The 26266-nt window shown below is 47.8% G+C and carries 19 protein-coding genes; 6 read left to right on the forward strand and 13 right to left on the reverse strand.

Translation table 11 applies throughout. The features are described from left to right. Nucleotides 1-5 precede the first annotated feature (5 nt). The 4 genes from HQ393_RS07080 to HQ393_RS07095 all read right to left on the reverse strand — a co-directional run bounded on the left by HQ393_RS07080 (nt 6) and on the right by HQ393_RS07095 (nt 3538). Nucleotides 6-1001 (reverse strand): NAD(P)/FAD-dependent oxidoreductase, encoded by a 996-nt coding sequence (locus HQ393_RS07080; RefSeq protein ID WP_179358121.1) that lies wholly within the window; start codon nt 999-1001, stop codon nt 6-8. A 39-nt stretch (nt 1002-1040) separates the two neighbouring features. Then, nucleotides 1041-2576 carry a cryptochrome/photolyase family protein gene (locus tag HQ393_RS07085; RefSeq protein ID WP_179358122.1) on the reverse strand — a complete coding sequence of 512 codons (1536 nt, stop codon included), beginning with the start codon at nt 2574-2576 and terminating at the stop codon, nt 1041-1043. Beyond that, entirely contained in the window at nt 2573-2716 is a 144-nt protein-coding gene (locus tag HQ393_RS07090) for a DUF2256 domain-containing protein (RefSeq protein ID WP_179358123.1), read from the reverse strand. Before HQ393_RS07090 ends, HQ393_RS07085 begins: the two co-directional genes overlap by 4 nt. Nucleotides 2717-2785: 69 nt before the next feature. Then, nucleotides 2786-3538: an SDR family NAD(P)-dependent oxidoreductase gene (locus HQ393_RS07095; protein ID WP_179358124.1), complete on the reverse strand. Its 753-nt coding sequence runs from the start codon at nt 3536-3538 to the stop codon at nt 2786-2788. A 139-nt stretch (nt 3539-3677) separates the two neighbouring features. On the opposite strand from HQ393_RS07095, the gene HQ393_RS07100 reads away from it, so the two are divergent. The 3 genes from HQ393_RS07100 (at nt 3678) to HQ393_RS07110 (ending at nt 5655) form a co-directional block, all read left to right on the forward strand. Then, nucleotides 3678-3845: a winged helix-turn-helix domain-containing protein gene (locus tag HQ393_RS07100; RefSeq protein WP_246307974.1), complete on the forward strand. Its 168-nt coding sequence runs from the start codon at nt 3678-3680 to the stop codon at nt 3843-3845. 789 nt (nt 3846-4634) lie between these two features. Continuing rightward, a complete protein-coding gene (locus HQ393_RS07105; protein WP_179358125.1) occupies nt 4635-5393 on the forward strand; it encodes a metallophosphoesterase in 759 nt (252 codons plus the stop codon). Nucleotides 5394-5439: 46 nt separating this feature from the next. Further along, complete coding sequence (locus tag HQ393_RS07110; protein ID WP_179358126.1) at nt 5440-5655, forward strand: hypothetical protein; 216 nt, start codon at nt 5440-5442, stop codon at nt 5653-5655. Between the two features lie 242 nt (nt 5656-5897). Here the strand turns inward: HQ393_RS07110 and HQ393_RS07115 are convergent, their stop codons facing one another. From HQ393_RS07115 to HQ393_RS07155, 9 genes are all read right to left on the reverse strand, one after another. Further along, the gene (locus HQ393_RS07115) at nt 5898-8033 is read right to left on the reverse strand and encodes a relaxase/mobilization nuclease domain-containing protein (RefSeq protein ID WP_179358127.1); all 2136 of its coding nucleotides are present in this window, start codon (nt 8031-8033) and stop codon (nt 5898-5900) included. Then, nucleotides 8014-8325, reverse strand: a complete 312-nt coding sequence (locus HQ393_RS07120) for a plasmid mobilization protein (RefSeq protein WP_179358128.1) — start codon at nt 8323-8325, stop codon at nt 8014-8016. Before HQ393_RS07120 ends, HQ393_RS07115 begins: the two co-directional genes overlap by 20 nt. A gap of 2079 nt (nt 8326-10404) precedes the next feature. Next, on the reverse strand, nt 10405-12228 hold the full coding sequence (locus tag HQ393_RS07125; protein ID WP_179358129.1) for a DUF2357 domain-containing protein: 1824 nt from the start codon (nt 12226-12228) through the stop codon (nt 10405-10407). A gap of 290 nt (nt 12229-12518) precedes the next feature. Next, nucleotides 12519-13358 carry a DUF7281 domain-containing protein gene (locus HQ393_RS07130; protein ID WP_179358130.1) on the reverse strand — a complete coding sequence of 280 codons (840 nt, stop codon included), beginning with the start codon at nt 13356-13358 and terminating at the stop codon, nt 12519-12521. After that, a complete protein-coding gene (locus HQ393_RS07135; RefSeq protein WP_179358131.1) occupies nt 13343-14593 on the reverse strand; it encodes a hypothetical protein in 1251 nt (416 codons plus the stop codon). Before HQ393_RS07135 ends, HQ393_RS07130 begins: the two co-directional genes overlap by 16 nt. Continuing rightward, nucleotides 14590-15216: a condensin complex protein MksE gene (locus HQ393_RS07140; RefSeq protein ID WP_179358132.1), complete on the reverse strand. Its 627-nt coding sequence runs from the start codon at nt 15214-15216 to the stop codon at nt 14590-14592. Before HQ393_RS07140 ends, HQ393_RS07135 begins: the two co-directional genes overlap by 4 nt. After that, a complete protein-coding gene (locus HQ393_RS07145) occupies nt 15209-18865 on the reverse strand; it encodes an ATP-binding protein (protein WP_179358133.1) in 3657 nt (1218 codons plus the stop codon). The genes HQ393_RS07140 and HQ393_RS07145 overlap by 8 nt, the downstream gene beginning before the upstream one ends. A gap of 88 nt (nt 18866-18953) precedes the next feature. Further along, the gene (locus HQ393_RS07150; RefSeq protein WP_179358134.1) at nt 18954-19931 is read right to left on the reverse strand and encodes an HNH endonuclease; all 978 of its coding nucleotides are present in this window, start codon (nt 19929-19931) and stop codon (nt 18954-18956) included. Continuing rightward, entirely contained in the window at nt 19928-20308 is a 381-nt protein-coding gene (locus HQ393_RS07155; RefSeq protein ID WP_179358135.1) for an HIT family protein, read from the reverse strand. The genes HQ393_RS07150 and HQ393_RS07155 overlap by 4 nt, the downstream gene beginning before the upstream one ends. A gap of 305 nt (nt 20309-20613) precedes the next feature. Between HQ393_RS07155 and HQ393_RS17525 the strand changes: the two genes are divergently transcribed. From HQ393_RS17525 to HQ393_RS07175, 3 genes are all read left to right on the forward strand, one after another. Next, entirely contained in the window at nt 20614-22470 is a 1857-nt protein-coding gene (locus tag HQ393_RS17525) for a Sir2 family NAD-dependent protein deacetylase (protein ID WP_218871327.1), read from the forward strand. A 113-nt stretch (nt 22471-22583) separates the two neighbouring features. After that, complete coding sequence (locus HQ393_RS07170) at nt 22584-23978, forward strand: DUF2130 domain-containing protein (protein ID WP_179358136.1); 1395 nt, start codon at nt 22584-22586, stop codon at nt 23976-23978. Nucleotides 23979-24316: 338 nt separating this feature from the next. Then, nucleotides 24317-25981: a PcfJ domain-containing protein gene (locus tag HQ393_RS07175; RefSeq protein ID WP_179358137.1), complete on the forward strand. Its 1665-nt coding sequence runs from the start codon at nt 24317-24319 to the stop codon at nt 25979-25981. Nucleotides 25982-26266: the final 285 nt, after the last annotated feature.

The following is a 26266-nucleotide window of genomic DNA, read 5'->3' on the forward strand; positions in this document are numbered from 1 at the left end:
TTCCCTTATTGAACAACTGTTGCGGCCAGCAGGGCATTTGCCGCATCGATGCCTGATAGGTATGCGCCTTCAATACGTCCACCAGCTAGCCAATCACCAGCCAATACCAAACCCGTTTCAGCGGATTGAACTACCGCTTCAGTGCTGCTCCCTTGCGCGAACTTCCAGCGATGTGCCAAGGCATTTTGCCAATTGGGTTCAGCTTGCCCCCACTGCTTAAGCAGGCGATTGAACTCCTGAATCAGTAAAGCAATGACCTCATCGGCTGAGTTTTCTAAATGAGCTTGCGACCAAGCGACGCTAGCGTGTAGCACCCAATTTTGGCCCGCTCGACCGAGCTTGCTACTGTCGTGAGCCAACCAAGATAGCGCGCCGTCATTGATGAAAGCGCCAGCGAACGGCAAATTAATGGCGTGTTCACAGCTGAGCATCACCGCCCAGCAAGGCTGCATGGGTGTATGTGCGGCAAAAGCGTGAACGGCCTGCGTCGGGTGTGCGGAGGGAATCAGTGTCGCTGCTTGCGGCGCGGGTATTGCCAGCACAAGCTGTTGCGCTTGCCAGATTTGCTCACCCGCGCTCACTTGCCAACCCTGCGTCGTGGCCTGAATCGCTGTGACTTGCACCGACAATTTGAGGTTCAGCGCTGTAGCCATCGCTCTTAAGGGCGCGTTCATTTTGGGCGTGCCAACAAAGCGTTGTTGCGGGGAGCTGATTTGCAGGTTTTGACCATCCCACGCATAAATCGGCTCAGTCCAACGGCTAATCTGATTGGCACGCAGCCAGATCGCCACTTGGCGACGAAATATCGCCGAGCGCGCGGTAAAATATTGCGCACCATGATCCCATTGTGCGTTCTCGTCTCGCCGCGTTGCCATCCGCCCGCCGACACCGCGCGATTTTTCTAACACTAAAACGCGTCGACCTGCTGCTTGCAGTTTTTGCGCAGCACTTAAACCGGCCATGCCCGCGCCAATGACAATCACATCCCAATTCGATTCCATTCGTGCACCTTGCTTGGCGTTGATCCATTGATCCAGAATTTATAGATTATCCAGTTGCGATAAATACCGCTCAGCCTGTGCCAAAGTCGCTGACTTTTCATCGTCGGCCATTTTTCGCCAGGTCTGATAAGTCATTCCCAGTCTTGGATTTTTTTCGAGGGTTGCCGCGTGACGATGATGAAAATGCCAATACAGGCTATTGAATGGGCAAGCGCCTTCGCCGTGGCGCTGTTTGGGCTCGTAATGGCAGCCTTTGCAATAATCACTCATTTTATTGATATAGCTGGCCGAGCCTGCATAGGGTTTGCTACCCAGCAAGCCACCATCGGCGTATTGGCTCATCCCGCGCGTATTGGGCATTTCCACCCATTCGAATGCATCAACATAAATCCCCAAATACCACGCATCCACTTCATCGGGTAAAATCCCTGCCAACAAAGCAAAGTTGCCCGTTACCATCAGACGTTGAATATGGTGCGCATAGCCCAGTTCGAGCGACTGAGCGATGGCGTGTTTGAGGCAATTCATTTTGGTTTGCCCATTCCAATACCAGCTGGGCAAACTGCGCTGATGTTCAAGCGCATTGAGCTGACCATACGCCGGCATACGCGCCCAATACACGCCGCGTACAAATTCCCGCCAGCCTAAAATTTGCCGCACAAAACCTTCCACAGTCGCAATCGAAACACGGCCAGCAGCAAATTCAGCCAAAGCCGCGTGAATCACTTCGAGCGGGTGCAGTAATTTGAGATTGAGTGCAAACGAGAGTCCTGCGTGAAATAAGGTCGGGGATGCGGTGCTCATTGCATCTTGATACGCGCCAAAATTAGGCAATGCATTTGCAATAAATGTACTCAGTGCATCTTTGGCCTGAGTGCGCGTGATCGGCCAAGGAAAAGATTCAGCCCGCGGCTGTCCTAGTGTTTTGACACCCGCAGACACAATTTCGCCCCACAAATCGCGCAAATCAGCAGCGTAATTGGGCCATTGTGGCGCAGCGGGTTGGCCAGTCCAGCGTTTGCGATTGTCTTGATCGAAATTCCATTGCCCACCCAGCGGCTGACCATCGGCATCGAGTAAAATTTGATACTGCTTGCGTAACGCGCGGTAAAAAAACTCCATACGTGGGATTTTTTGCGCAAATTGCGTACTGATCACCGCTCGATCCGCAAGGAAATGCTCGCTATCAACGACTTTAACTAAAATCCCCAACTCAGATTCGGCGGCCTGAAATTGGCTTTCTAGTCGATATTCATCCGCTTGTTGGCGTTCCAGTTGCGTTATCTGCTCGCTGGCAATCAAGTCAGATAAATTGCCAATAAAGTCTTGGCGATTATCAGTATCGCCAATTTTTATGTAGCGCACGCGGCAACCCGCCTGTTGCAAGGCTTGTGCAAACCCGCGCATGGCAGCAAAAATTCCCAGCACCTTTTGTGCATGGTGGTGGGCGTAATCAGTTTCGCTACGTAGCTCCATCAACACATACAGCACATCATCGCGTTCACGCTCGATTTGGCTAAACCAGCTGTGGCGAATATTAAGTTGGTCACCCAAAATCAGCCGGAGTGTGCTCATGCTTTACCCCTGTTCTGCGCGCAACGTACGCTGCAATATTTGACCGACGCCCAGTTTTTCTCCCATTTCTTGCGCCAAGCAAAAGAGCGTTGGCAAATTGGGCAGATTTTCTTCGGCAAGGTCAGTTTATGGTGTGTCATTGATGTTAGCTTTCATGAATATGTATAGCGTTACAAGGCAATGAGTCAATAGCCTGCGTTGATATACCCTTATGTTCTCGGTAGCGGATGCAAATGGGCGTGTCCACCATCAACACCAATGATTTGCCCTGTGATCCAGCGCGCCGCGTCACTGAGTAAAAATGCAATCAGGGCTGCGCTGTCCTTTCCTTCACCTACCAGGCCCATGGGGTTCATTTGTGCATTGCGCGCGAGTGCTTCAGGGGTGCCTGTCAAACGCGCCGATAACGCAGAACGAGTCAAACCCGGCATCACCGCATTGACGCGAATGGCTTTGTTGGCATAGGTCGCTGCCGCCGTTTGTGCCAAACTGGCTACCGCCGCTTTCGCACTGGCAATCGCTTCGTGATTCGGAAAACCTGCACTGGCAACCAAAGAGCCAATGAGCACCGCAGAGGCAGGCGTTTTGGTATTCAGTTGCAGATTGACAAAGGCTTTGAGCGCATAAAAAGCAGAAAAATAGTTTTGCGCAAATACGGCTTCGCAGTCGTGCGCCGCAGTCAGATGCAAGGGGCGGATCAAAGTCGAGCCAACGCAATGCGCAAAACCCGTAGGAATAAAATTGAGTTGCTGTGCGGTCTGTAAAATTATGTCCGCTGTGCCAGCGGCGCTTAAATCTCCAGGCACAACCAATGTCTCGCCATTGATCTCAGCCGCTAAGCTCAGCAAACTTGCTTCATTGCGGCCACTCAAGATTAGGCGACATCCTTGACCAGCCAACTCATGTGACAATGCAGAACCAATCGCGCCGGTCGCACCGGTAATCCAGATCGTTTTTGCCATTTCTCGCCTCCAGCCTAAGCATGCGGGCTTAGTCGCTACCGACTGGTAGAAATATACACTTGCAAGTAGCTTTTGGCGAGAGATACAGCACGCAAAATCGATATTGGTGCGAGTGAGGGGTGTGGTTGAGTTCTTACTAATGACACAGCGCGAATTGCTGCGCGAAGTTTGGGGCCCCAATCACAGTGAATCCAGTCAGTATTTGCGCGTCTACATGGGGCATTTACGCCAAAAACTTGAAAATGATCCGGCCTTGCCCCGATTTCTAATTACTGAAACCGGGGTTGGTTATCGGCTAGTCCATTGACCAATACCGATTAATCAGCCAAGTAATCGAGCCACAACTGAATCCAAATCGGGGTATGAGGGATGATGTGCTGTGTTAAGGCCAAATTGTCGGTTTCATGAAAGTCCATGATTTTTCCAAAAAAAGTAGTTGACCTCACCAAAATCCTCTATTTGCTGCGTCGCAGCATTGATGATAGTCAATCTAGAAATACCTTTTTTCTAATTCATAAGTGAGCCGAATAAATATTCAACACTTGGTTGTTTGGTGTAATAAATAGGTAACTTAATCAATGGATTACTTAATATTCAAGACGCCATACGATAAGGCTTGAGGCCGTAAGTTGATGGTTAGCGGCCTTTCGTTTTTCAGACGCAGACATCGACACATCGACCAAAGTGGCCATTTGCCATGGTTGAGAAACAGGATGGTTTTGTACAGAATTTCAGTAGACAAGCTCCTTAAGCTGAGTGGCGCAAAATTCTTTTTCCACAAAAGTTCGTATGTCGCGAATTATTTGCGCGACATGAATAATGTCGCAATAATGCTTTAGCGACATAACTTCTGATTCAATGTCGCAATACGCCAACAAGAATGACCGAGGTATTGTTTCAACTGGAAAAAGCAAAGGCCGCAAACTATCAGGTAGCGGCCGTAGTTTTTTGAAACGCAATTTCATGTGGCTCGGCCAAAGCGCCTCTGGTGTACGCCTAGCACGGCATCAAGAACCTTACTATTGCGCCAGTTTCATTGTGAGCCGACAATAGACTGTTCGCTGAAGGAAGTAGGCTCACCGAAGAGATAGTTCGCATGAAACTTTGGATCATGAGTGATTTGCATGTCGATGTGTACGGCTATCAAGTCGTGCCGACTGAGGCTGACCTGGTCATTCTGGCTGGGGACATTGGCGAAGGATTTCGGGGGCTGAACTGGGCGAATGAACAACTGGGCGATTTGCCGGTGGTGTATGTGCCCGGTAATCATGAATATTACGGTTTCAAGCTGGATCAGTTAAACGCCGAATTTGAGCAATTTTCTCAACCAACATTGCAGGTACTGCAACGACAAAGCATCGTGATCGGTGACATACGTTTTCTGGGGTGTACCTTATGGACGGACTTCACTCTTTTCGGTGCTGAACAGCAAAATATGTCCATGATTCTGGCCAAACAATACATGGCCGACTTTAGTCATATCTTTTATCCACACGCTGGTGAAGCCTCATTATTCAACCCAGTCGACAGCACCCTGATTCACCAACAGGATCGGGCTTGGCTGGAAAGTGAACTGGCCAAGCCGTTCGCCGGTAAAACGGCGGTCATTACCCATCACGGCCCTCATTCCGGCAGTTTACATCCCCGTTACGCGGAAGATTTGGTCTCAGCTGGATTTCTCTCGGATCTCACGCCGTTGATGGGGCTGGCCGAATTATGGATTCATGGCCACACACATCACAGCTTTGACTACCATGTAAATGGCACCCGAGTTGTTTGTAACCCCCGAGGTTATGCCAGCAAAAACAAAGTCGAAAATCTACAATTCGATCCAAGTTTGGTGATTGAGCTGTAACCGTAAATGCAATTAAATGATTGTGTGATCAGGAGCGAAGAAACCAATGAAAGAACGCTACCATTCATTGAATTTGCAGCCGGACTTTAATCCCTTAGATCCAACACAGGTATCAGATCCGGCTTGCTGGCTGATTGGCAATACAGCGCAGTCTTTAGAGTTAATGATGACCATCCGATTCCGTTTGCATCAGCGGGGGCTCGGTATTATTCACGAGCCGCCAGTTGGCGTTTGGGATTTGACCATCGATGACGAGCGTTGAGTGGAATCGATTTCATTTGCTGGACTAGCTGGAAAAGCACAAGCCATGCTTATGTGGATAGGATTAGCTACAGAGACTCCCTCCTCTTCAGCCTGCAATGGATGATCTGAGCTTTGATTCTGTTTCTCGATTTCGATGGTGCTTTGCATCCTAAACATGATAGATGCCTCATGCCCGTTGGGGGATTGTATTTGCTACATCTACAGCAGTTCACATTATCCCTCTAATGTGAACTGACAAACTCACTGAGGCTCAAGTGGCGAGTCATTAGAGACATCATATTTGTGTCGTTTTTTTTGATTATTATTACACTCTTCCTCACTCAACTGTTCGGCTAGAACGTGAGAAAGCATGGCACGAATTAACACTAAATCAGCCAAACTAGGGAAATATATCGGGAATACTTCGCAGAATGCATGTTCAATTGCATTTTTAGTATGACCTTCTCTGTGTAATTCTTTTGCAATTTGCATACCCACGGCAGCCCAATCATCTTCAACAAGGGGGGAAATCAAGCGCAAATTATTGATTAGTCTACGTAAAGCAGCTCTAGCTTGGTCTAACGACCCCGTTATCTTAATTGCTGAGCCTAGGCGATTTTTTTCAATCTCTGTCTGCAATTCTGGATTTGCAACATTCAATCCCAATTCGGCAGCTATTTTTGCACACCAGACTCTGCACTTCGTACTGCCAATGATATAAAACGAATGCCATTTTGAAGATGCCGCTTTTATAGCATGTAGAGCTCGTTCACCCACGCTCCAATCTTTTACTTCAATCATGTCTCCAAGATCAATTATTGCAGGGAAATCATTTACAGGACGCCGACCCTGTCGCATACGTTGACTGCGCTTGTGGGAAATACGAAATTCTGAATCGTTAATGTTAAGGGGTATCGATTGAATTGCTTTCACCGCAATAATTCTCATGACGTTTTGACTCAACCGATGCCTCCAAACTTGTACTAATTCAGGAGCCCGACTAGAGCGCAACCAAGTAGGAAACGAAGCAGGTGGACTTGGCCATTGATCGCGCAATTGCTGACGTTCGACTCGCTGTCTATTCTGGAGAGCAATCTTTTGTGCCAAGTGCCGTGCTGCTAAATGACCTATCACTTGTTTTTGCCGCCCCCTCTTTCCCGCGCCATCGCCTGCCAATTCATGAAGCCGAAGCTGTTTTTGGGTTTGTAGTAGCTGTTGAAGCTCAATTTTGTGAAGTTGCTGCAGTTCTAATTTCAGCTTGTGATAGTTTTCTGTATGGTTTTTTTTCAAAGAGGTATATTCAGTCCATTGCTCAACAACTTGTGGCAAATCAACTGGATCTATTGGCTCAACGCATTCGAGTTTCCATCGCAACTCTTCAGTTCGGTGTCTACGATCACACGCAGGATATGACAAAACACCCGTAATTTGTTCTCCGCTGTCAATTGCCAGACGGCATTCGGACAAGTTGCGCACACGGTCGAAGGGACCCTGCTCTGATTTGCTAGCGTCCAACTTTTCAACGTGCTTGTGCTTAAAGTAGTCATCACTTCTCTCCATGTAAGCTGCTTCAAATAAACCTAGTCTTTGTGTCAATTTATTAAAACTACAGTCAATACCGAGTCGAGATGCTTTTATCGGGATATCACCAACCATAACAATCGCCCCCATTTTGCGTCTCAATAAACGCATTCCATGCTCAAACAATTGCTGATGCAATTGAGCCCAGTTATTTGAGTCACGAAGAATTGGAGCACAAATCTGTATTGCAATACGTTCTGCTGATTTAAAACTCGTCGAATGCTCCTTATCGCATTTATTTTGCTCAGGCTTCCAAGTGCGACCAGTATCTTTATGCACTCTGCCTAGCTCTCCACTCTCCAGCACTTCGTAGCAACTATTTTCTTGACACTCCCAACCTTGAGCATGTTCAATTCGTGCGATTGCTCGATGTATTGCAAGAATATCAAATCCATTATTAGGCTGAATGACCTTGTATGTATTAGGATGCACTCGATTAATTACAATATGTAAATGAACATTTGCTGTATCAATATGCAATCCATAAATTGCTTGATGTAATTGAAGGCCTAATTCGAAAAGTAAAATATCAATCACCTCTTCAATATTGACCTCTGTGGGCTGCTCCCCTTCTTTCCAGCTTAAGACATAGTGGGTAATTGAGTCATCCGTACGAGTAGCGATTTGAGATAACGCCAACATTTCAGCTTGCCAGCCTAATTTACTACTAGCTAGAAAAAAACCACGCACATTATAGTAGGCACACTTCTCTCCATTATTTTTAGAACTTGGATTCAAAACATAATCGGTCAGCATATAGATTCGCGTTGACTTTGACGCTGATTTTTTAGGGTTCTTAATCTTCTTGGCTATCATGACTTAGCCTTTCGAAACATGCCTTTAATTTATCAAAAGTCTCTACCATATGCGGAGCATGATCTACAGATTGGTTTATCAAATGATCAATTTTTCTACCCAGGATATAAAGTTCCTTCAAAATTGACTGGGATTCATTCTTTGAAATACGTCCGCCAAGTAATTTTTGGCGAATGTATTTTGAAGGGGTCATATTTGCTTCTTTTGCATTAAGTCGTAACTGATCTGCCTCTTCTTTTGTTACTCGAAAAATTATCTTCTCATCAAGCAGAACCCCTTCTTTGATAGTCATGCTACATCCTCCTTTGCATTCGGCATGATTCCAACACTCTACAGGCACACGCCCCTTAAGCTAAATTTGTATGACATCCATCATCCTGTAATACAAATAGTCTCCGCACTAACAATAGATTAGTTTTTCAATAAATCAAGATATCTATCATCAAAGTCATTAAACTCAAGAGCTCCAACACAAAAAAAACAAGCAGTCAATACCCATTAAAGCAATAAAGCAATAAAGCAATAAAGCAAGGCGGATATTTAATTAAGATCGCCACCAAGCAAAACTTATTATACATATAAAAACAATTGAACAATCTTGGCGCAGAGCATACGGCAACCATCAACAATTGCAAGTACATACTCTACAGAATCAAGTTTGTGACTGAGGAATAAAATATTTTAGTACGAGAGGTAGAAGCCTAGAGAAAAATCTTAGAAACAAACAATATCAATAAACAAACGACACACACTTAACTACCAAACAATAAAGCCAATAGCGACAACCTGATAAAAAAAAGAACAATACAAAACCAACACCAGAAAATCATACAACCAGAAGATAAATAATATTCTTAGCTAACAACAAAATTCAACAGCAATTTCAATAAACCACTAAAATCATTTGCCACCATAAAATATATTTCAAACACAAACCTCATTCACATCAAATTTAAAAAAACATCAACACCAGCCCCATCAGTCTCACGAACTCAACCCAACAACAATAAAAATTTTAAAAATCTCTAGCAACTTAGTCACTCCGCCAAAGTTAGCCAATTGGATAACTCCAAGATATACGTAGCACGGAATTAATTCAATTTTAGTCAAAATCCATTGCAACCAATACGAGGCCAGGGGTGTAGCTGGTTGATGTGTAGCCAGAACGGTTAGAGATTACTGCCACAACTTTTAAAGAAAAAAAGTCGCCTCAGAGTTAATTCCAAAGAGGGCTACATTAAGTTTATTGGATAGGAAATAGGAATCATCGAGATTTTTGAATTCCACCGAGCTCTTCAATAATTTGCTTTATTTTTGGCTTGGTTTCGGCATTCTTTACAGATCCTAGTTTGTGATTATTTAGCGCAAGCTCTGCCACCAAACTTAAACCATTTTAATGAAATGCGGGCCATCCCTCTGCGACGCCTGTCGGGAGCTCCAATATTTTTCCCCAAGTGCACTTTGTAGTGCAGAATTGTAAAATCAAATCGAGGCGTGGATGTTGTAATGAATCAATCAATTTTTCGAATGTGTGCGCTACATCCACGCGAAAATAATTAGTCCACCCCCAGCGCCTTAAACACCGCATCGACGGGGTCCGAAAAGAAACTGGTCTGAAATTTGGCGAACAGCTCACCTGGTACGGACGGAGTGTCGACTACGCTCGACATTGGCAGCAATATACGTTTCGCTCCGGCGTCAAAAGCAACCTGTAGGGTTTCCGCGAGGTTGCGTGCAGGGGTGATTGTGCCGCCCAGAGCATTGGATGGCCAACTTAATCTGCATCTAGAAGAAAAAAACCACATCGCTTCATACAGACATCTCAAACCGCAGAAAAATAACAAGGCCTGATCTTGTGACACGGATTGATAGGCAAAATAGCATCGATGCTGGAAAAAAAGCAGACTTAAAGACCGATGAGTTCAATGGTTTGCACAACTGGTTAATCCAACTCAGCAGCGGCACGTCCTAGATTTGCTACTCCAAATTGGCAAAGCTCAACCAATGCTTACAAAGGCAGAACAAACCAAAGTTTATTAAAAATACAGTTGCCCAATTTTTGAGGTGCTTTTGGGCTATAAATTGGATATTTAACAAATATCCGCGGATATTTTTGGATATAAAGTGGATATTTATTTTTTATCCAATCTAAAGATACGTTTTGATCAAGTTGGATATTCCAACTCGCTCACGTAGCATCAATAAGAACAAAATGAAAGGCTACAGAAAGCAACAATGCGGTATATGACTTGAGCCCAGGAAAAAAACAAGTTTGCTCGATGCCCATCGCTGCAAACATTATCGTTTATGCGAAGCTAGAACTCAGATGGCGCATGAACTTGAGGTTTGGCTGTTTCAAAACCTGTATTCTTCAAGCTGTTACATCCCCATCAAACTCCAGCCAGTCTCTACCTGACCAGACGAACCCGTCAGACTCAGAAATATTAACCGAGCCTTTCGGCCGCACGGAAAATTCTCGTCGTTTACCACTTGTCTTGAGCGACCAAGTTACCTGACAAGTCCTGCATTGACAGTAGAAGTCTTGCTGTTGCCCCCGTTCGAATCGAGCTGAATGCCCACAAAGCTGAGCAAGGGCCGTGACTTGTTCGATGGCAATTTTGACGTCATTCTCAACTTGAGAATTAGCTGCACCTCTAAGTAATTCCTTCAGTTCGTTGGCTTTCTGAATATCGATTGGAGCCAGGAGTCTAACATGCGTTGGAGAAACAGATTCAAACTGCTCCGGCCAGGTATCGGTCAATTTCTTCGCCGGGGTAGGTAATGGGCCCAGTTTTCGGCCATAACCTTGGAGCAGTTGCTGCAGCATCCACTCATCAATCAGTTTTCCCATTTTCTCAACAACATAAAGATCCAGCGGTGATATGGGGATAAATTGTGACAATGCGATGCTATCTGGTGTGCCAGGCCAACACACGATGCGAGAAGACTCTAGGCTCTCACTGTCATTTATTGACTCGCCGAACCAAGCAATTGATACGATCCTCAAGGTGGCCCCCTCAGACTGAGTCAGGAGCCAATCATGCTCATCATGTTTGAGTACGAAGCTCTGACCGGCCCAACTGAACGACAAACCTACATCTACGGTTCGTGGGTCATACCGCTCAAGTGATCGCCTGATAACAAGTCCCACATAACTGACATAAGCAAGTTGCAACTGAAGTTGACGCTCCAAGCGTTCTTTCGGGGGGAGTGAGCGCTCCTCTCTATCATCTTTTAGCTTCTCCCATAGAGGAGGCAGATGTCGATAGTGAGGGTCATGATTCAGGATGTTTGTTCGATGAATTTTGGCTGGAACCACAGATGCGGGAGGCACCAATGAATAAAGCCCCCTTTGCTTGAGTCCTCTGATTGTACGCAACAGAGACTCCAAATCGCTGAGGGCTCGCTTTCCCGCCTCTAGCTGCATCCCAGTCTTGTCATCAAGATATGATTCACCCCAAAGGCGACAAATATCTTGGCGAAGTCGAAAATGCGTCTGCTCAGAGCCTTGGAACTCCAAAGCTCGCTCCAACCGTGAATTGACTCCCCGAATGCGAGCCAATCTCCTCGCAAGGTGTCGATCAAGCCGATCTAGCAACCGCTTGTAGAGCCGATTCTCATAGATGGTATAGTCGTCCTCGCTGAAACGAGCCAGAACCTTGCGTGGTTGAACACCGCTGAGCGTGCGCTGTTGCCAGCAATCTGAGTGTGATGCTAAGTGGCTAAATGCTGATGTCGCGAGGCGTCGAGCTCGCGCCACTGGAGCAACCAGGTCGTCATATCGAAGATCTCTGCGGGGGCGGTCAGATATAGAATGCAGGTGACCATCTCTAAGTACTGCCGCCAAGTCGCGCTCGAGTTCTTCGAGCGCGACTTGGGCAGCCATCTCTGCGGGCAGCATGGGAGAGACATTTGCATCATGTATGTGAGTAATTTTTCCGGAGATGAAAATAATCGCCTCCGCCGACAGATCGGTGTCCGCCTGCTCGTCATCGGACTGATCGAGGGAGAGCACTTGGAATTCAGTATTTTGAATCCGGATGACGCCCGATCCATCATCAGAGAGTAGATCGCCGGGCTGCAAGCGGCTGTGCCCATTGACCACGAGTGGTTCAAGCAAGCAATACCGACTCGGCAAAAATACGTCGGGTAGGTGACTGAGTTTGCCACCCGTAAAGCGATCCAGAAATATCATGCCCCACGTTCCTTACGGCGACGATCATCTGCCAACAAAGCAATAGAACAGCGAGGATCCGAATTCCAGCCTCTCCAAACTTTGCTCAGAGCTTGTTCAATGGCGGCTAGGTCATCGATGGTCGCATCATATCTGCCAGTAACCTTACCGCGCCTAAATACTCTACTAGCAAGTAAATGTGTTCGCGCCGATTGAAATTTGACCCACTTGATAATGAGCAGCCTATCCAATCAATTTAACTAGGCATTCAGCCTAGGAGTATCCTGATAAAGCCCCCACAAGATATTTATTTATGTTTGGCAAAAATACTCTTGCGGCAAGGCTACTCCAGCCCGTTTATAGATTTGCCAATAGTGTCGAATATCGGGATGAGGGCATTGTTCAAGCAGGGCTTGGGTTTCTGGCAACTGCTTTTGAAAGCGCTCAGAGTTGGTACATTTACTGAATGCGGCCTCTAGCATGGCCTCTGGCGGCATGACCAATTTTGTGAAACATGGCGTATTTACAGCAATCATCAAGCCCGCAGGGTCGTAATCTACGAAGGCAAAGACCGGTAATTTTAGTTTTTCTAAGAGCGCGACCACATAATTTTGGCTATACACCTGCGGCATGCCACGAAACAGCACAAGTGGATTGCTGCTAGGTATATTTGGCTCAAACTGCAGTTGGTGTATTTTTTCAAAGGCTTCCCAGTTTTCCACCAGCATCACGCCATCATGCCGATTGAGTTCTTCCACTTGCTGCCAATCCAATTCCAAATGACTTGCTGCGGGTAGATTAAACTTCTCATCACCTAGACATAAGGGCCTGCCCAGCAAAGCTTTAACGGCGACTCTGTTTAATCGCACACATGCTTGGCTCAGTTTCTCATTACCACCTAGTGCCAAACTGTCGGTACGACTTAGTCCATCCCACGCATCAGGCTGTGTGGAGTCGGCATCTACCCCCTCTTCGATTTTGAGCAGCTCTTTAATGACTTGCTTGTCGGCCAAACTAAAGATATAGCTTCTACCCAGCTGGCGGCCAATTTGATGTGTATTGGCAAATTGCGCCAATCCACGCGAAGACGCTGTTTTCTCATCGGGACTATGCACGATGCGCAGCAAGGTTTTGATTAAGCTTTTTTCCATATTTCGACATCAGTCACAATAAGATTTCCAGACATCGCCTCACTCAGACCTGAATAGGTGACATTCATTTCCATGCGGCGCAGCGTTAAATCGCTCGTTTTCTTCTTGGCTTCTAAAATCTGCCAAGCATGCAATACATAAATCAACCACGCGGCCTCATCCACCGATTGATATTCGGGCGTTGACCGAAGCCATTCAATGGCCGAAATCGCCTTCTGAGCGACTCGTACATCCTTTAAATACAGTGCAAACGCACGCTGCACGGGGGATGGAGCAATGATATTGACGCGCTCTTTAGCCTCATCCGCAATCATTTGCCCAGCTTGCCGTTCTACGGTGAATCGCAACTTGGGCGCGGGGATAGATTGGGCAACTTCGACTAAAGCATCACGGCTGGTGTTATCTGATAAATCGGCGTGCGTACTTAATTTAAGCCCTGCATATACCGAGCACCAATCTGGCAAATGATTGAGCTCATCGACATCGGGCAGACTATAGTCTGGATTTTTACGCAGAAACTGCGCAAAGGCACGCAAGCGCTGTGCCTGCGGCTCGACTTGGCGCAATCGATACAGATACTCTTTTAAGACCGTAGAAATATCCATGAGCGAAGCACGCCAGTGTGGCAAACGCTCTAGGATCTGGCTCTGATAGATATCCAGCAAAGGCTGCAATAAGGATGAGCCTGTCAGCTGCTCTAGTAATGCCGTAGCTTGCAATGCACCTAAAGCGATGCCAATTTGTTCGCACTTGCCTAGGTAAAACTCGTTCTGACGTTTTTTCTGCTCAAGGGTACTGACATTGGCAAACCGGTTATCCGCCAAAGACCGCATTAACGCCAAGAACGAATCAAGCCCTTCTGCGAGTTCAAACACGCCCGACTTAAAGTCGTCAGAGTAGGTGTCTCGATCTTCAGAACGATTATCAAGACATGCCTTCAGATACTCATCAATCAATTGTGGCAAACGATCAATTTGCTCGGCAAAATTAGCACTTACAGCGTAATTGCGTTGGCGCAGAAACACTTCATCCAGGTGACGACTTAAACTTGAATTAAGGCGAAACTCATCTTGCATTGAGGGCACTAGGGCACGGTGTTGCTTCAGCAAATACAAGGCGCGCTGCGTTTCATCGGTCAGCGTAACACCGCCATTGATGTACGCATCGGCGACGAGATCACGATGCTTATGGAGCACTTCCAGATAGGCCGCAATATTCTCAACCCCCGTGGTCACAGCAATGACCCTTGGCTGGTGACTTCAGCTTCCTCGTCTTCAAGGGCGATTTTTTCATGCTCGGACAAGAAAGCAATGGCCTCCATAATGAATTCGATCTTGCCTGTAACTTGATAAATCTCGCGCTCACTATTGGCCAGAAACAAATACCCTTCATCCTTAAAGCGATTCAGTACTTTATTAAATCGGGCGCGATCTGAACTATCAGCTGCGGGGCCTTTAACCAAATTGGCCAGTGATTGAAGATCACTACGCAGCGTTGGATTACTGTCGATCGACAACATCAAGCTTGCTGTTTCAATCACAGAGCCCGCGCAAATCACATCATCCTTTTGCGAGGCACGCATAACGAATTCAAGAAAGGCCACCAAGGGGCGAAGCTCATGTTTTATTTTGGTGAACACTTCTTTTGCTGCTTTTTTCTCAGGCCCACCTGTTTCGATATGCGCAGCAAAAAACGCCCCACCGTGCGCAGTACTGGCCAGCCTTAAGCCGATTTTCCCCAAATAATCATTCACAGCTTGCTGGTTGGCGGGATGATTCAAAAAAGCAAATGCTTCGTGATGCGTAATCTCGCAAATAAACACGCCCTCAAGCAAAAGCCGCACCGTATGTTCAAACATGAGCAGCCTCCTCTTCTAGCAAGAATGGATCAGCAACGCGCACTTGCATCAAGCGTCGATCGGGCTCCACTGTAAAGCAATGATTAAACAACTCTAAAGTTTCTGGATCAGGATCTGGAAACGCCGAAACCAGCGTAATCTGATTCCGCTTCAAGAGCTCGATCAGATGCACCACATTGCCACTATCAAGATCTTTAAGCTCATCCAAAGCCCAGACAATGTTGACATTGGCATCACGGCGAATTCGGTTGATGAAGGCGACAAAAATGCTCACTAGAACCAGGTAGGACAAGCCATTCGATGAGACCGCTTCCAGATCGGATGCCTTCCTAAATTGGCGCGGGTTACCATTTTCAGTCACTTCGCCCTGAATTCGGATGAGCTGTTTTAAATCCGCCTGAATACCGGATTTCGTTTCCCAGTGGCTCAACAAGTCATCCAGCGTTTTCGCAAACGCAGCAGGGGGTAGCTCATTACTCATGCCATTAACCCAATGATGATTCGCCTCGGCCATGTCGCAGATCGACTGCCAATAGGCTAACTCGCGGATCGTTGAGACTACCTCAACCTTCACATGGCTGATGCTTTCAAAAGAAATATTCTGATCAAGATGGCTTTGTAGTTCGCGATTAAATTGCAGCACCTTTTTATGGAAATCATCCATGGTTCGATGAAATTGGATTACGGTGCCAGCAATCAAACGCGCATCCATCAGCAGAATTCGCTGCATAGTTCGATGCTCATCAGTAAACCAAGTTCTAAATAGTGGCACCCACTCTTCATCGGGCGCATCGATCAGGCCAAGGCGATTTAGCTCCATAAACTCATAAGGTTTTGCGCCTGGGGTTTTCGCAAAACCGCGCTTAAGCTCACCGACCAAACGACGCACTTCGGCTTTACACTGTCGCTCATCATCCTCAGCCTTATTCGCCAGCCCCACCAGTAGATCCAGTGTCCAACTTGGATCAAACTGACTGGCTTCGATCGCGGTATATACCGCCATTTTTTCCAGCCGAGTTCGCGTCAATTGTTGTTGCTGTTCGAGTTTTTGGATTTGTTGCTTGAATTGTTCAAACTGCGCTAAATAACGCGCCTCATCCTCTTTCCATTCACGATCCAATGTTTTGAGCTGCAGGTTGAGAGCCTCTTCCTGCTCACGATATTGGCTCGCCTCTTCTAGCCAGCTTTCGCGTTTAGGCCATTCATCGCGCAGCCAGAGTCGCCAGCCCTGTACTAATTCAATGACTGTTTTGATTTTGCTAAGATCTTGATCAATCGCCTGCAAACGATCTGTGATTGCTTGCAATCGCGCAGTATCAATTCCCTGCGCCTTCAACGCTGAACGGCATTCTGAATTCAATTGCTCCAGCGTTTGAGTAAGGGCGGACCTGGCTGCTTTTTCTTTGGCACTGAGCGCATCGATCGCAATACGTTTTTGCTCCGAAAGTGCGATTTTTTCCTGTCTTGCTTTTTGCTCGAGTTCATCACGAGCTTCACGACATGCATGGTCAAACTCTTCAAGCGCGAGCTGACTTTTCTCGCAGGCTTCCTTGGCCTTGGCCAAGCCCGCTTCCGCATTCGCCTTGGCGAGATTGCGTTGCTCATTCAGCTGCTGCTTCGCAGATGCCAATTCATCCTTAATGTTGTCGACGTGATTTTTGGACTGTAAGAAGACTTGCTCATGTTGCCGCTTTGCCGCTTCAGTTTGCGTACACACAGCGCTGGATTGACTCAGTGATGCTTCCTCTGTCTCCTGTTCGGTACGACACAAAGCGACTTGGCGTTGCTGCTGCTCAATTTCAAATTGCACCGCCGATTCATCGGCCCGCTCATGCGGCGCCAGTTTAGATAAATCAAGGTTTAGCCCATACAGCGAATCAAGTCGTTCAATAAACTGCGGGCTTAAATCCGTGCGCGTTAACAGCTCACCATCAATCACGCGGGCAATATCTTGCGTCCAGTCTGGACATTCAGATCGCAAGAAATGCAGGAGCGTCCCCGGCTCAGGCATCGCAAAGCGTTGCATCTCTAGCAATGCGGACTCTAATTTGGTGAGTTCTTTTTTCTTGTCTTCAAGTTTGCGCTCTTGCCATTCGAAATTGCCTTTGGCCGCGCTATACGCAGCTGTTTTTTCTTGCAGGACAGTAGAGAGTTGGTTCTTCTTTTCTAACGCATCGGTCAGCGCCTGCTGCTTGGCTTCGACCAAAGCCTGATCTTTTGCGGGTACTTGCGGGTTGTTGAGTTGTGCCTGCCAAGACCCAACCGCTACTTGAGCGTGAGCTAAGGCAGAGGAATATGGCTCTCGCTGCGCCTTTTGCGCAGTCTCCAAATCAAGTCGCTGACCCGCTACTTTTTGGTCTAGCTGATGTTGGAGCGCTTCAAACTGTTGCCGTGCTTGCTCGGCCTGCTGATCTAGCTCTTCTTTAATCGCATAGAAACTGGCTTGCTGCTTTTGCTTTAGGGTTTCATAACGTTGTGCAATTTCACTTTGCTCACCTAGCAACGTTTCATGCCGTTTTTCGAGCTGCTGTTTTTCATCGCGTAAATCAGGAGATCTCTTCACCAACTCATCTTTAGCCCGAATGCCTTGTTGCTCATACGTATCCCACGTCTGCTGCAACTCGGTAGCTTTACCTTCGGCATACTGAGCATGCTTGCCAGCGTCGATCTTTTTGCCATTTAGTTGATCACGCGCTTTGGTGTATCGATTAAGCGCCTGCTGATGCTCATTATCGAGCTTGGATTTTTGCTCTACTAAGCAATACGATTGGTCTTCTAGGTGTGCGAGCAGTGAAGTCAGCTTGCCTTTGACTTCGCCCAAACTAGCTCGAGTGGCTTCCAGCCGCTGTGCCGCTTGATCTGCTTGGTTCATGACCGGTTCAAGCGTCATGACCGAAGTGTAGGCGGCATAGTGACGCGGCCAATCTTCCAGCTTTTTGCGATCCGCCGTCATACTCAGTGTTTGTTGAGTATCACTGGTGCATTCCACCACCATGCTCTGCAGATCTTCAAAATTGGTTTTGCGGCGAAACATGCCCGTGATGATTTTTTCGATCTGGTGCAACGGTTTATTGGGCACCGTAAAACCATAATCCGAAGATAACTCACGAATCTCACGTAAGCGTTTGCGATCACCACTACTGCTGTGTGTGGCCAGCATGATGGCGCGATATTCAGCCAAAGACTCAATTTGCTGTTCATGACAGCGAAAGCCATTTAGCTTTAAATGGCGCACCAATTGTGGCGCAGGCACGAACGCCCCATCAGCAGTCACGAACTGCTTGGGATCAAAGCCTTCGCGCACCAAACGAAAACATACTTTTTCACCATGCCTATCCGCATACGCCACCACCATGCGCAGCCCACCATCTGGGCGCTGATATTCAAAGACAATATAAGAAGTGGTTCGAGGCAGATAGTAGCCAGTAAAGCTCTGCTTGCCCGCTTCGGTGGTCACAATACGATTCGGACTTTCACCGTAAAACAGCATCAATAATTGCAGCATTGATGTTTTGCCACGGCCATTACGCCCGGTCAAAACGGCACCGCCATCAACGGGAAATTCAATAATCCTGCCGATGCTAAGTGAGTCGATCAGAATGAGTCGTCTGAGCTCAAAGCAAGATTTTGATATTAAATCTGATGCCATTTTGCTAGTTTCCTAGATACAAAAATGTGCCAATAAACTGGAAACTATCAGGCAATAGCTCCCATCTGGTGGGTTCTGTTATGGCGGTTTATGCCACTGAGAACGTCTTCCGATGCCATTCGAAGTTTTCAGGCTTGGGGCGTAAATGAACTTCCTTAGGCAATATCAGAGTCCGACCAGCCAAGGTTGGAATAAAACCTGGTGCATTGGGCATATGGCCAATTTGTCGCGCGACCGCAATGCTAAAGTCAGTGCGCACACCAACTACACCCGTATCAAATGCCCAGTGGCACAACTTGCAAAGTGCCATGCCATTGGTAATTTGATCGTTCTGCGACACGCTCCATGGCTCGATGTGTGCCGCATCGACGGCGGTATAGCCTTCGGGTGTGACGATGCGAGTGCCACACATGGCGCAGCGATGGTCATAACAGCGAACCACCGCTTTGCGAAAGCCCTGATCTCTAACTTGCACGGTGTATTTTGCAATGCTCGAGCTATCGCGTACTTTGTGCTTAGCTTGCTGTTCCAGCTCTAGGCTGTATTGGAAAATCGTATCTTGCTCGCCCATTTCAGCTCGTAGCAGCGCCTGAGCTTCTGGTGAAAAGTGCGTGCCAATGAGCGTATCGATCAAGGTTTGCCGTGATTGAGCATCTTGCATCAGGACAAATAAAGCCTCATCAAGCTGAGCCCCCATCACATGCTGGCGCAGTTGAGATACCGTACTCATCTTATCAATGAGTTCTTTTGTTACTGTTTTGTCGGGTAGGGGCACCAGATGCCAGAAAGGCTCATTTCCCATTTTTGAGAATGGAAAACCAATACTGCTGGTATGGGTGACTGGCATCAGCTTGTGCCAGAAACTGCCGAACAAAGCATTCAATTCAGTCATTTCATCAGCGATGCTGATAAAAGGCGAAGTGATTTGTTTTCGTCCCACCATATCCAACACGGCCAAGAGCAGCAGCGGTTTATGCGGCGCCTTTTTTAGCGTTAAGTCGCTAAATGCAGTACCGTTGGCTCGACGAATTTTTTGAAATTGGCTGCAGTATTGCGCTAGTGTCATTCGTCTTTCCAATATTTAGCTTTAGCTGGAATCACATACCGCACTCCGCCGCGCGGATCAGCCATATCACCTTCAAATCGGGGAATGAGGTGGATATGCAAATGCGGTACGGTTTGCCCCGCTGCTGGACCATCATTGATGCCGATGTTGTAAGCGCTTGGTGTGAACTCACGATCCAGCACGAGTTTGGCCTGGTCGAGCAAATCAAATAAATCATCACGCTCTGGTCGGCTTAGCTCGAAAAACGACCCAATGTGTCGGTGTGGAATAATCAACGTATGCCCCGGAGAAACAGGGAAACCATCACGAATGACAAAGCCTGATGCATTACGATCAATGATTCGCTCGGCGGGGATAGCGCAAAATGGGCAGGACATGAGGTGGCTCTATGATTAATGGAGGAGACTGATTAATCTTTCAGCAACCCCAATCTGATGCTGACTATTGTGCTCAATATTGCGCTTGGCGTAAATCATAGTAAGTGTAATAAAAACGGGATGGCGGCCGCACACACAAATAAGACCCACCCATCGGCACTAATTTTGCTGTAATCCATTTGATCACCCCCATCTGACATAAATGGCTGCACTCTACCTTCATGACTGGCTCACATGATGAGCTAGTATTTGTGCGACTATCTTATTTTTCACTTACACTAGCTTGATTGCTACACGGTGAGTTGATGATGAGTCAGAACGAGCGCTTTTACCGCATTAACCAGTTACTGCAAGATCGCAAGGTCGTGCCGCGTCATGTGTTTTTGGATGAGCTAGGTATTTCGCTGGCCACGTTCAAACGCGATCTGGAATACCTGCGCGACCGGCTCAATGCCCCCATTGAGTATGATCGTGCAGTTGGCGGTTATCGTTTTGTTCAGGCCCATACTGGCCCGAAGTTTGAATTGCCAGGTTTGTGGTTTTCCTCGTCGGAAGTGCATGCATTGCTCACGATGCAGCATTTGCTCGAGCAACTAGAACCTAGCCTACTCGGTGCACAAATTGCGCCTTTGCTGTCGCGCTTGCATACCATGCTCGATACCGGTGACGTACCGGCCGAGCAAATCGGCCAGCGTATTCGCATTTTGCGCTCAACGTCCCGCCCGTATGAACCCGCCGATTTTGGACCGATTGCGATGGCAGTATTACAGCGCCGCCAATTGCGCTTTAACTACTTTGTCCGTTCACGCAATGCTGCCAGTGCTCGGCTCGTCTCACCGCAACGCTTGGTGCATTACCGTGATAATTGGTATTTGGATGCCTGGTGTCATGAGCGCGATGCACTGCGCTCATTTTCGCTGGATGCGATCGAAGCAGTGCAGCTACTCGATGATCCAGCACTCACGATTGCTGATGCAGATTTAGATGACGAACTAGGCAGTGGTTACGGCATTTTTGCAGGTAAAACGGTGCAATGGGCCGAACTATGTTTCTCGGCTGAGCGAGCCCGCTATGTCTGCAAAGAAACGTGGCACCAAGATCAGACCAGCGAATGGTTAGCCGATGGGCGCTATTTATTGCGCATTCCCTACAGCGATGAGCGCGAGCTCTTAATGGATATTCTGCGCCATGGGGCAGATGTTGAAGTGCTAGCCCCCAGCGGGTTGCGCAGTGCGCTGCGCGATAAGATTACCCAGATGCAGGCCATTTATAGTGCGAGTGATGATGAAAAAACCATCTCAGCGCCAGCGCTCAATTTAAGCCCACTGCATGCAGCGGCAAAGCAAGCGGCGCAGGTGCTTGAAGGAGCCGATGCCTTATTGATTACAGCCGGGGCAGGCATGGGCGTTGATTCGGGCTTGCCTGATTTTCGGGGTGATCATGGTTTCTGGCAGGCCTACCCTGCCCTAGGCAAAGCCCAGATTGCATTTACTGATGTCGCCAGCCCACACACGTTTAAGAACGACCCAGCGTTGGCGTGGGGATTTTATGGTCACCGGCTCAATCTGTATCGCGCAACGATTCCGCATGCCGGCTTTCATTTGCTGCGCGAATGGGGTGAACAGCTAGAGCATGGTTATCAGGTCTACACCAGCAATGTGGACGGGCAGTTTCAAAAGGCGGGGTTTGATTCACAAAGAATCGTCGAATGCCATGGCTCGATTCACCATCTGCAATGCCTCAACGCTTGCAACGGCAAGATTGAATCGGCAGATTGGTTTGAGCCACAGATCGATGCCGATGCATGCCGCATTTTAAGCCAAATGCCCACCTGCCCTGATTGTGGCGCACTGATGCGCCCGAATATCCTGATGTTTGGTGATTGGGAGTGGCAGCAAGATCGTTGTATCGAGCAACAGCAGCACATGAATCAATGGCTAAATCGCCCCAAGCGCTTAGTGATCATTGAAATGGGTGCAGGTACGGCGATAGCGACCATTCGCCGTTTGAATGAACGCATTATGACTCAGCAACAACAACTGAATCCAAACCTGATTCGCATTAACCCCACCGAACCCGATGGGCCAGCAGGCACGATCAGCCTGCAAACTGGCGCTTTAAATGGGCTGCAATTGATTCAGTCTATGCGCCAACGCGAATAAGGCTTGAGACTGCACGATGCCAAGGACTTCACCATAAAAATACGAGTGGGTGACCGGCTTCCCCGTACTCACACAGTGCAATTGAATTTACATTTTTGACAAAGGCTTCCAGCATGCACGACATCATCTGCCCTCATTGCAGTACCGCCTTCACCATTGACGAAGCAGGCTATGCCGATATTTTGAAGCAGGTGCGCGATGCGGATTTTGAAAAACAAATCCACGAACGACTTGCGCTGGCAGAACAGGATAAGAAAAACGCCGTCGCGCTAGCACAAGCGCAAATCGCCAACGAACTGCAGCGCGATGCAGCGACAAAAGAAGCTGAAATTCAGGAATTAAAAGCCAAGCTCGAAGCCACCGCCGTAGAGCAGCAACTGGCGGTGAGCGAAGCCCTGAAAGCAGTTGAAAAGCAGCGTGATGCGGTGGCCAATGAATTAGCCAAAGCCAAGCAAGACGTCGAAGCGGCAGCCAAACTGGCCGAGGCGCAGCGCGAGAATGCTTTGCAAAAAGTTGCGGCAACGAAAGACGCTGAAATCCAAGCGCTCAAAGCCCAACTCCAAGCTGGTCAAGTGTCGCAGCAATTGGCAGTAACACAAGCGGTCAGCGCAGTTGAAAAAGAGCGTGAAGCACTGCGCAGCCGCCTGCAACACGTTGAACTAGAAAAAACACTGGCCGAGCAATCGCTGAAAGAGCGCTACGAAACCCAGATCAAAGATCGCGATGATGCGATTGAACGTCTGCGCGATATGAAGGCCAAGCTATCGACCAAGATGATTGGCGAAACGCTGGAGCAGCATTGCGAAACCGAATTTAATCGCATTCGCGCCACTGCATTTCCACGCGCCTACTTTGAAAAAGACAATGACGCGCGCAGCGGCAGTAAAGGCGACTATATCTTCCGCGACAGCGATGAAGCGGGAAATGAGATCGTGTCAATCATGTTCGAAATGAAGAACGAGAGCGACACCACCGCCACCAAAAAGAAAAACGAAGATTTTCTGAAAGAACTCGACAAAGATCGCGCAGAGAAAGGCTGCGAGTATGCGATTTTAGTTTCACTACTGGAACCTGAAAGCGAGCTTTATAACACCGGGATTGTCGACATGTTTCACCGCTATCCCAAAATGTATGTGGTGCGGCCGCAGTTTTTTATTCCGATCATCACGCTTCTGCGAAATGCGGCGATGAACTCGCTGCAGTACAAATCCGAGCTCGCCTTGGTCAAAGCGCAGAACATCGACATTACCAATTTCGAACTGGAGCTAGATAACTTCAAATCTGCATTTGGTAAGAACTATGAACTGGCCTCAAGACGCTTCCAGACAGCAATTGATGAAATCGATAAATCAATCGATCACCTGCAAAAAACCAAAGAAGCCCTGCTCGGCACCGATCGTAATCTCCGCCTAGCCAACGATAAGGCCCAAGATGTGACGATCAAAAAACTCACGCGCAATAATCCAACCATGGCCAGCAAATTTGCGGAGTTAAAAGATCTGGAATAACTGCGGCGACAGAATCTTTCCTTAGCAACAAGGCCACTTGAGCAACTATCGTTAGATCGACCTGTGCAGATTTTAATAAGGAGAAAATATGACGATCACTGATCTCTTGCCTGCACTGGGCTTGCTACTGATCTTTGCCTTGGCTGCGCTGTGGCTTGTTGTGCGATCTGGCAAGAAAAGGTCCAAGTCTCATCAGTAAATGAACCGAACTTCGATCGGTTTGAAGGTATGAAGGTTTGGCAGGCTCATGTGGCGAGCTAGGGCATTGGCTAAGCTACACTTATTCATACTCGCATTAGGTCGATATGCCAACTGCAACAACGTTAGAACGAGTATCCATGCAAGGTGCGCGGCAGTTGGTAATTTGGCCTTCACCCAGCGCGTCGCAACACCTCGTCGTGACCGCCGATGCACCGCAATTGATCTTGCTGGAGTTAGACAATGGCCAATGTTTGATGCTGCTGTTGGCTTTAGGTGAGTTGATGCGAGATGTCTGCCAGCAATACGATATGGCCACTCCTGAATGGCTAGATTGTCGCAGCCTCGATATACCTCTCGATCAAATGCTGACGGCACTGAATCGGGAGCAACGGCCATTTGTAGCGAGTACCTTGGCCGATTGGCAGGCCTATTTTTTCACAGTCGTACGCTGGCCGATTTATTGCGTGGCGGTTGAGCGCTTTAATAGCCAATTACCGCGCAAGCTCAGTCATTTTGCGCGCTGCAAACGCCTTTTTCAGCCCACTCAGCTCGGAGCATTTGCTCTACAACTACAATTTGCACAGCTCATTCAGTCCTGGCCAAGCACGATTCCATTAAGTTTCGAACACTACAACTTACTCATTCATGGCGATGAAACGGTGCGGCGTAATCGCTTTGATGCATTACGGGTTTTTCCTTTGAGTGCCAAATTGTGGGGAAATAGCGATCCAGGTGCCGATGTTTTATGTCACGCAATTGATACCGGCCAAGCCTTAATCCCCGGACTCGCGCAGCATGCCCAAGTGAATAGTGAAGTTGCACGCTGGTGTTTGCCACTCAAAGTCAGCGATTTGCCCACTTGCCTGGTTTTACGCCCAGTGGCCGAGATTGTTCAATGGTGCGCGATGATCGCCCGTGAGAAACGTCCAACATCGCCTGCCGAATGGCAGATTGTCGGCATGATGTTGCAGGCATGGTTAGGCCAAATGCCCTGGCAAAGCTTAGTGAGAGCGTGGCTACCAACATTGAGTCAACTCGGCTGGCAGAACGCCATGACTAAAGCACGGCAATGTTTTCCGGCAGAAAACCCGTTTGAAGTGATTGAAGATTTTCTTGAATCGCTAGCACGCTACATTCGCGCCATTAATCCGCAATACCAAGCTGATGAGGACGGTGTGCGTGATACCACGCTGGAACAACAGCTGGCTCAGGCCCTATCGCGATTGAGCCCGTGGCAAGTACTGCTTGCTGGACGATATTGGTTGCGGCAATTACATCGACCATTACCCAACAAGCAGGCCGTCGTAGCGTCTCCCCGCGTATGGCCTTCTCCGCTCACATCACCATGGCACCACCAGCTAGGATATGTTATCCCGCTGCGTTCGGATGCAGAACTCATCCGCGAAGGGAGCGCGATGCATCATTGCGTGGCCAGCCGTGCAATTGATTGTATTCAGTCATCGATGTTTATTTTTTCAGTCCGCTCACCTGATGATGAGCGTTTGTCGACAGTTCAACTCAAGCTGAATCAACGCCAAGACGGCGGATATCATTGGACGATCTATGAACATCGTGGCCTGCAAAACAGTCCCCCTTCCGCCCAAGCGCAAATTTTAGTGCGTGAACTACTCGCTATGTTCAACCAGTTTAGTGATGATGAATTGTGCAATCTATTTCGCAAAAAAACGCCCGCATCCCCGGAGCCAGAAACACCAAATATAGACATTGCTCAGCTAGCAACTGAAAGAACAATCATGGCTCACAGGTATCTGCACACAAAATTGCAGCAATTCTTAGGGTAACTCCTTCAATAATTAGTGCAGCCCTAGTGCAAGCAACCAGACGCCTGGCTGGCCATCACTTCATGTGGATGAGCCGATTAGCCCCCCCCCAAAAAAAAATTGCGACAATAACGCCGACAGTTATCAGGAAAAGTGAAAATCCTACAGAGAAATGGTACAGCTCCAACCCCATACTCACATACCGATTTGCCAACCTACATTGAAGCACTTTGCACTTCATCTACGTCTCGTCTCAAGGGTAGTAATTGAAATCGAAGCTAGCTCAAAGCTGCTTCTTAACACTAA

This window comes from Chitinibacter bivalviorum (assembly GCF_013403565.1).
Classification (GTDB): Bacteria; Pseudomonadota; Gammaproteobacteria; order Burkholderiales; family Chitinibacteraceae; genus Chitinibacter; species Chitinibacter bivalviorum.

Excerpts from the sequence above, each read along its gene's own strand:
- HQ393_RS07080 (WP_179358121.1), bottom strand. The coding sequence starts at position 1,001 with ATGGAATCGAATTGGGATGTGATTGTCATTGGCGCGGGCATGGCCGGT.
- HQ393_RS07085 (WP_179358122.1), bottom strand. The coding sequence starts at position 2,576 with ATGAGCACACTCCGGCTGATTTTGGGTGACCAACTTAATATTCGCCAC.
- HQ393_RS07090 (WP_179358123.1), bottom strand. The coding sequence starts at position 2,716 with ATGACACACCATAAACTGACCTTGCCGAAGAAAATCTGCCCAATTTGC.
- HQ393_RS07095 (WP_179358124.1), bottom strand. The coding sequence starts at position 3,538 with ATGGCAAAAACGATCTGGATTACCGGTGCGACCGGCGCGATTGGTTCT.
- HQ393_RS07100 (WP_246307974.1), top strand. The coding sequence starts at position 3,678 with ATGACACAGCGCGAATTGCTGCGCGAAGTTTGGGGCCCCAATCACAGT.
- HQ393_RS07105 (WP_179358125.1), top strand. The coding sequence starts at position 4,635 with ATGAAACTTTGGATCATGAGTGATTTGCATGTCGATGTGTACGGCTAT.
- HQ393_RS07110 (WP_179358126.1), top strand. The coding sequence starts at position 5,440 with ATGAAAGAACGCTACCATTCATTGAATTTGCAGCCGGACTTTAATCCC.
- HQ393_RS07115 (WP_179358127.1), bottom strand. The coding sequence starts at position 8,033 with ATGATAGCCAAGAAGATTAAGAACCCTAAAAAATCAGCGTCAAAGTCA.
- HQ393_RS07120 (WP_179358128.1), bottom strand. The coding sequence starts at position 8,325 with ATGACTATCAAAGAAGGGGTTCTGCTTGATGAGAAGATAATTTTTCGA.
- HQ393_RS07125 (WP_179358129.1), bottom strand. The coding sequence starts at position 12,228 with ATGATATTTCTGGATCGCTTTACGGGTGGCAAACTCAGTCACCTACCC.
- HQ393_RS07130 (WP_179358130.1), bottom strand. The coding sequence starts at position 13,358 with ATGGAAAAAAGCTTAATCAAAACCTTGCTGCGCATCGTGCATAGTCCC.
- HQ393_RS07140 (WP_179358132.1), bottom strand. The coding sequence starts at position 15,216 with ATGTTTGAACATACGGTGCGGCTTTTGCTTGAGGGCGTGTTTATTTGC.
- HQ393_RS07145 (WP_179358133.1), bottom strand. The coding sequence starts at position 18,865 with ATGGCATCAGATTTAATATCAAAATCTTGCTTTGAGCTCAGACGACTC.
- HQ393_RS07150 (WP_179358134.1), bottom strand. The coding sequence starts at position 19,931 with ATGACACTAGCGCAATACTGCAGCCAATTTCAAAAAATTCGTCGAGCC.
- HQ393_RS07155 (WP_179358135.1), bottom strand. The coding sequence starts at position 20,308 with ATGTCCTGCCCATTTTGCGCTATCCCCGCCGAGCGAATCATTGATCGT.
- HQ393_RS17525 (WP_218871327.1), top strand. The coding sequence starts at position 20,614 with ATGATGAGTCAGAACGAGCGCTTTTACCGCATTAACCAGTTACTGCAA.
- HQ393_RS07170 (WP_179358136.1), top strand. The coding sequence starts at position 22,584 with ATGCACGACATCATCTGCCCTCATTGCAGTACCGCCTTCACCATTGAC.
- HQ393_RS07175 (WP_179358137.1), top strand. The coding sequence starts at position 24,317 with ATGCAAGGTGCGCGGCAGTTGGTAATTTGGCCTTCACCCAGCGCGTCG.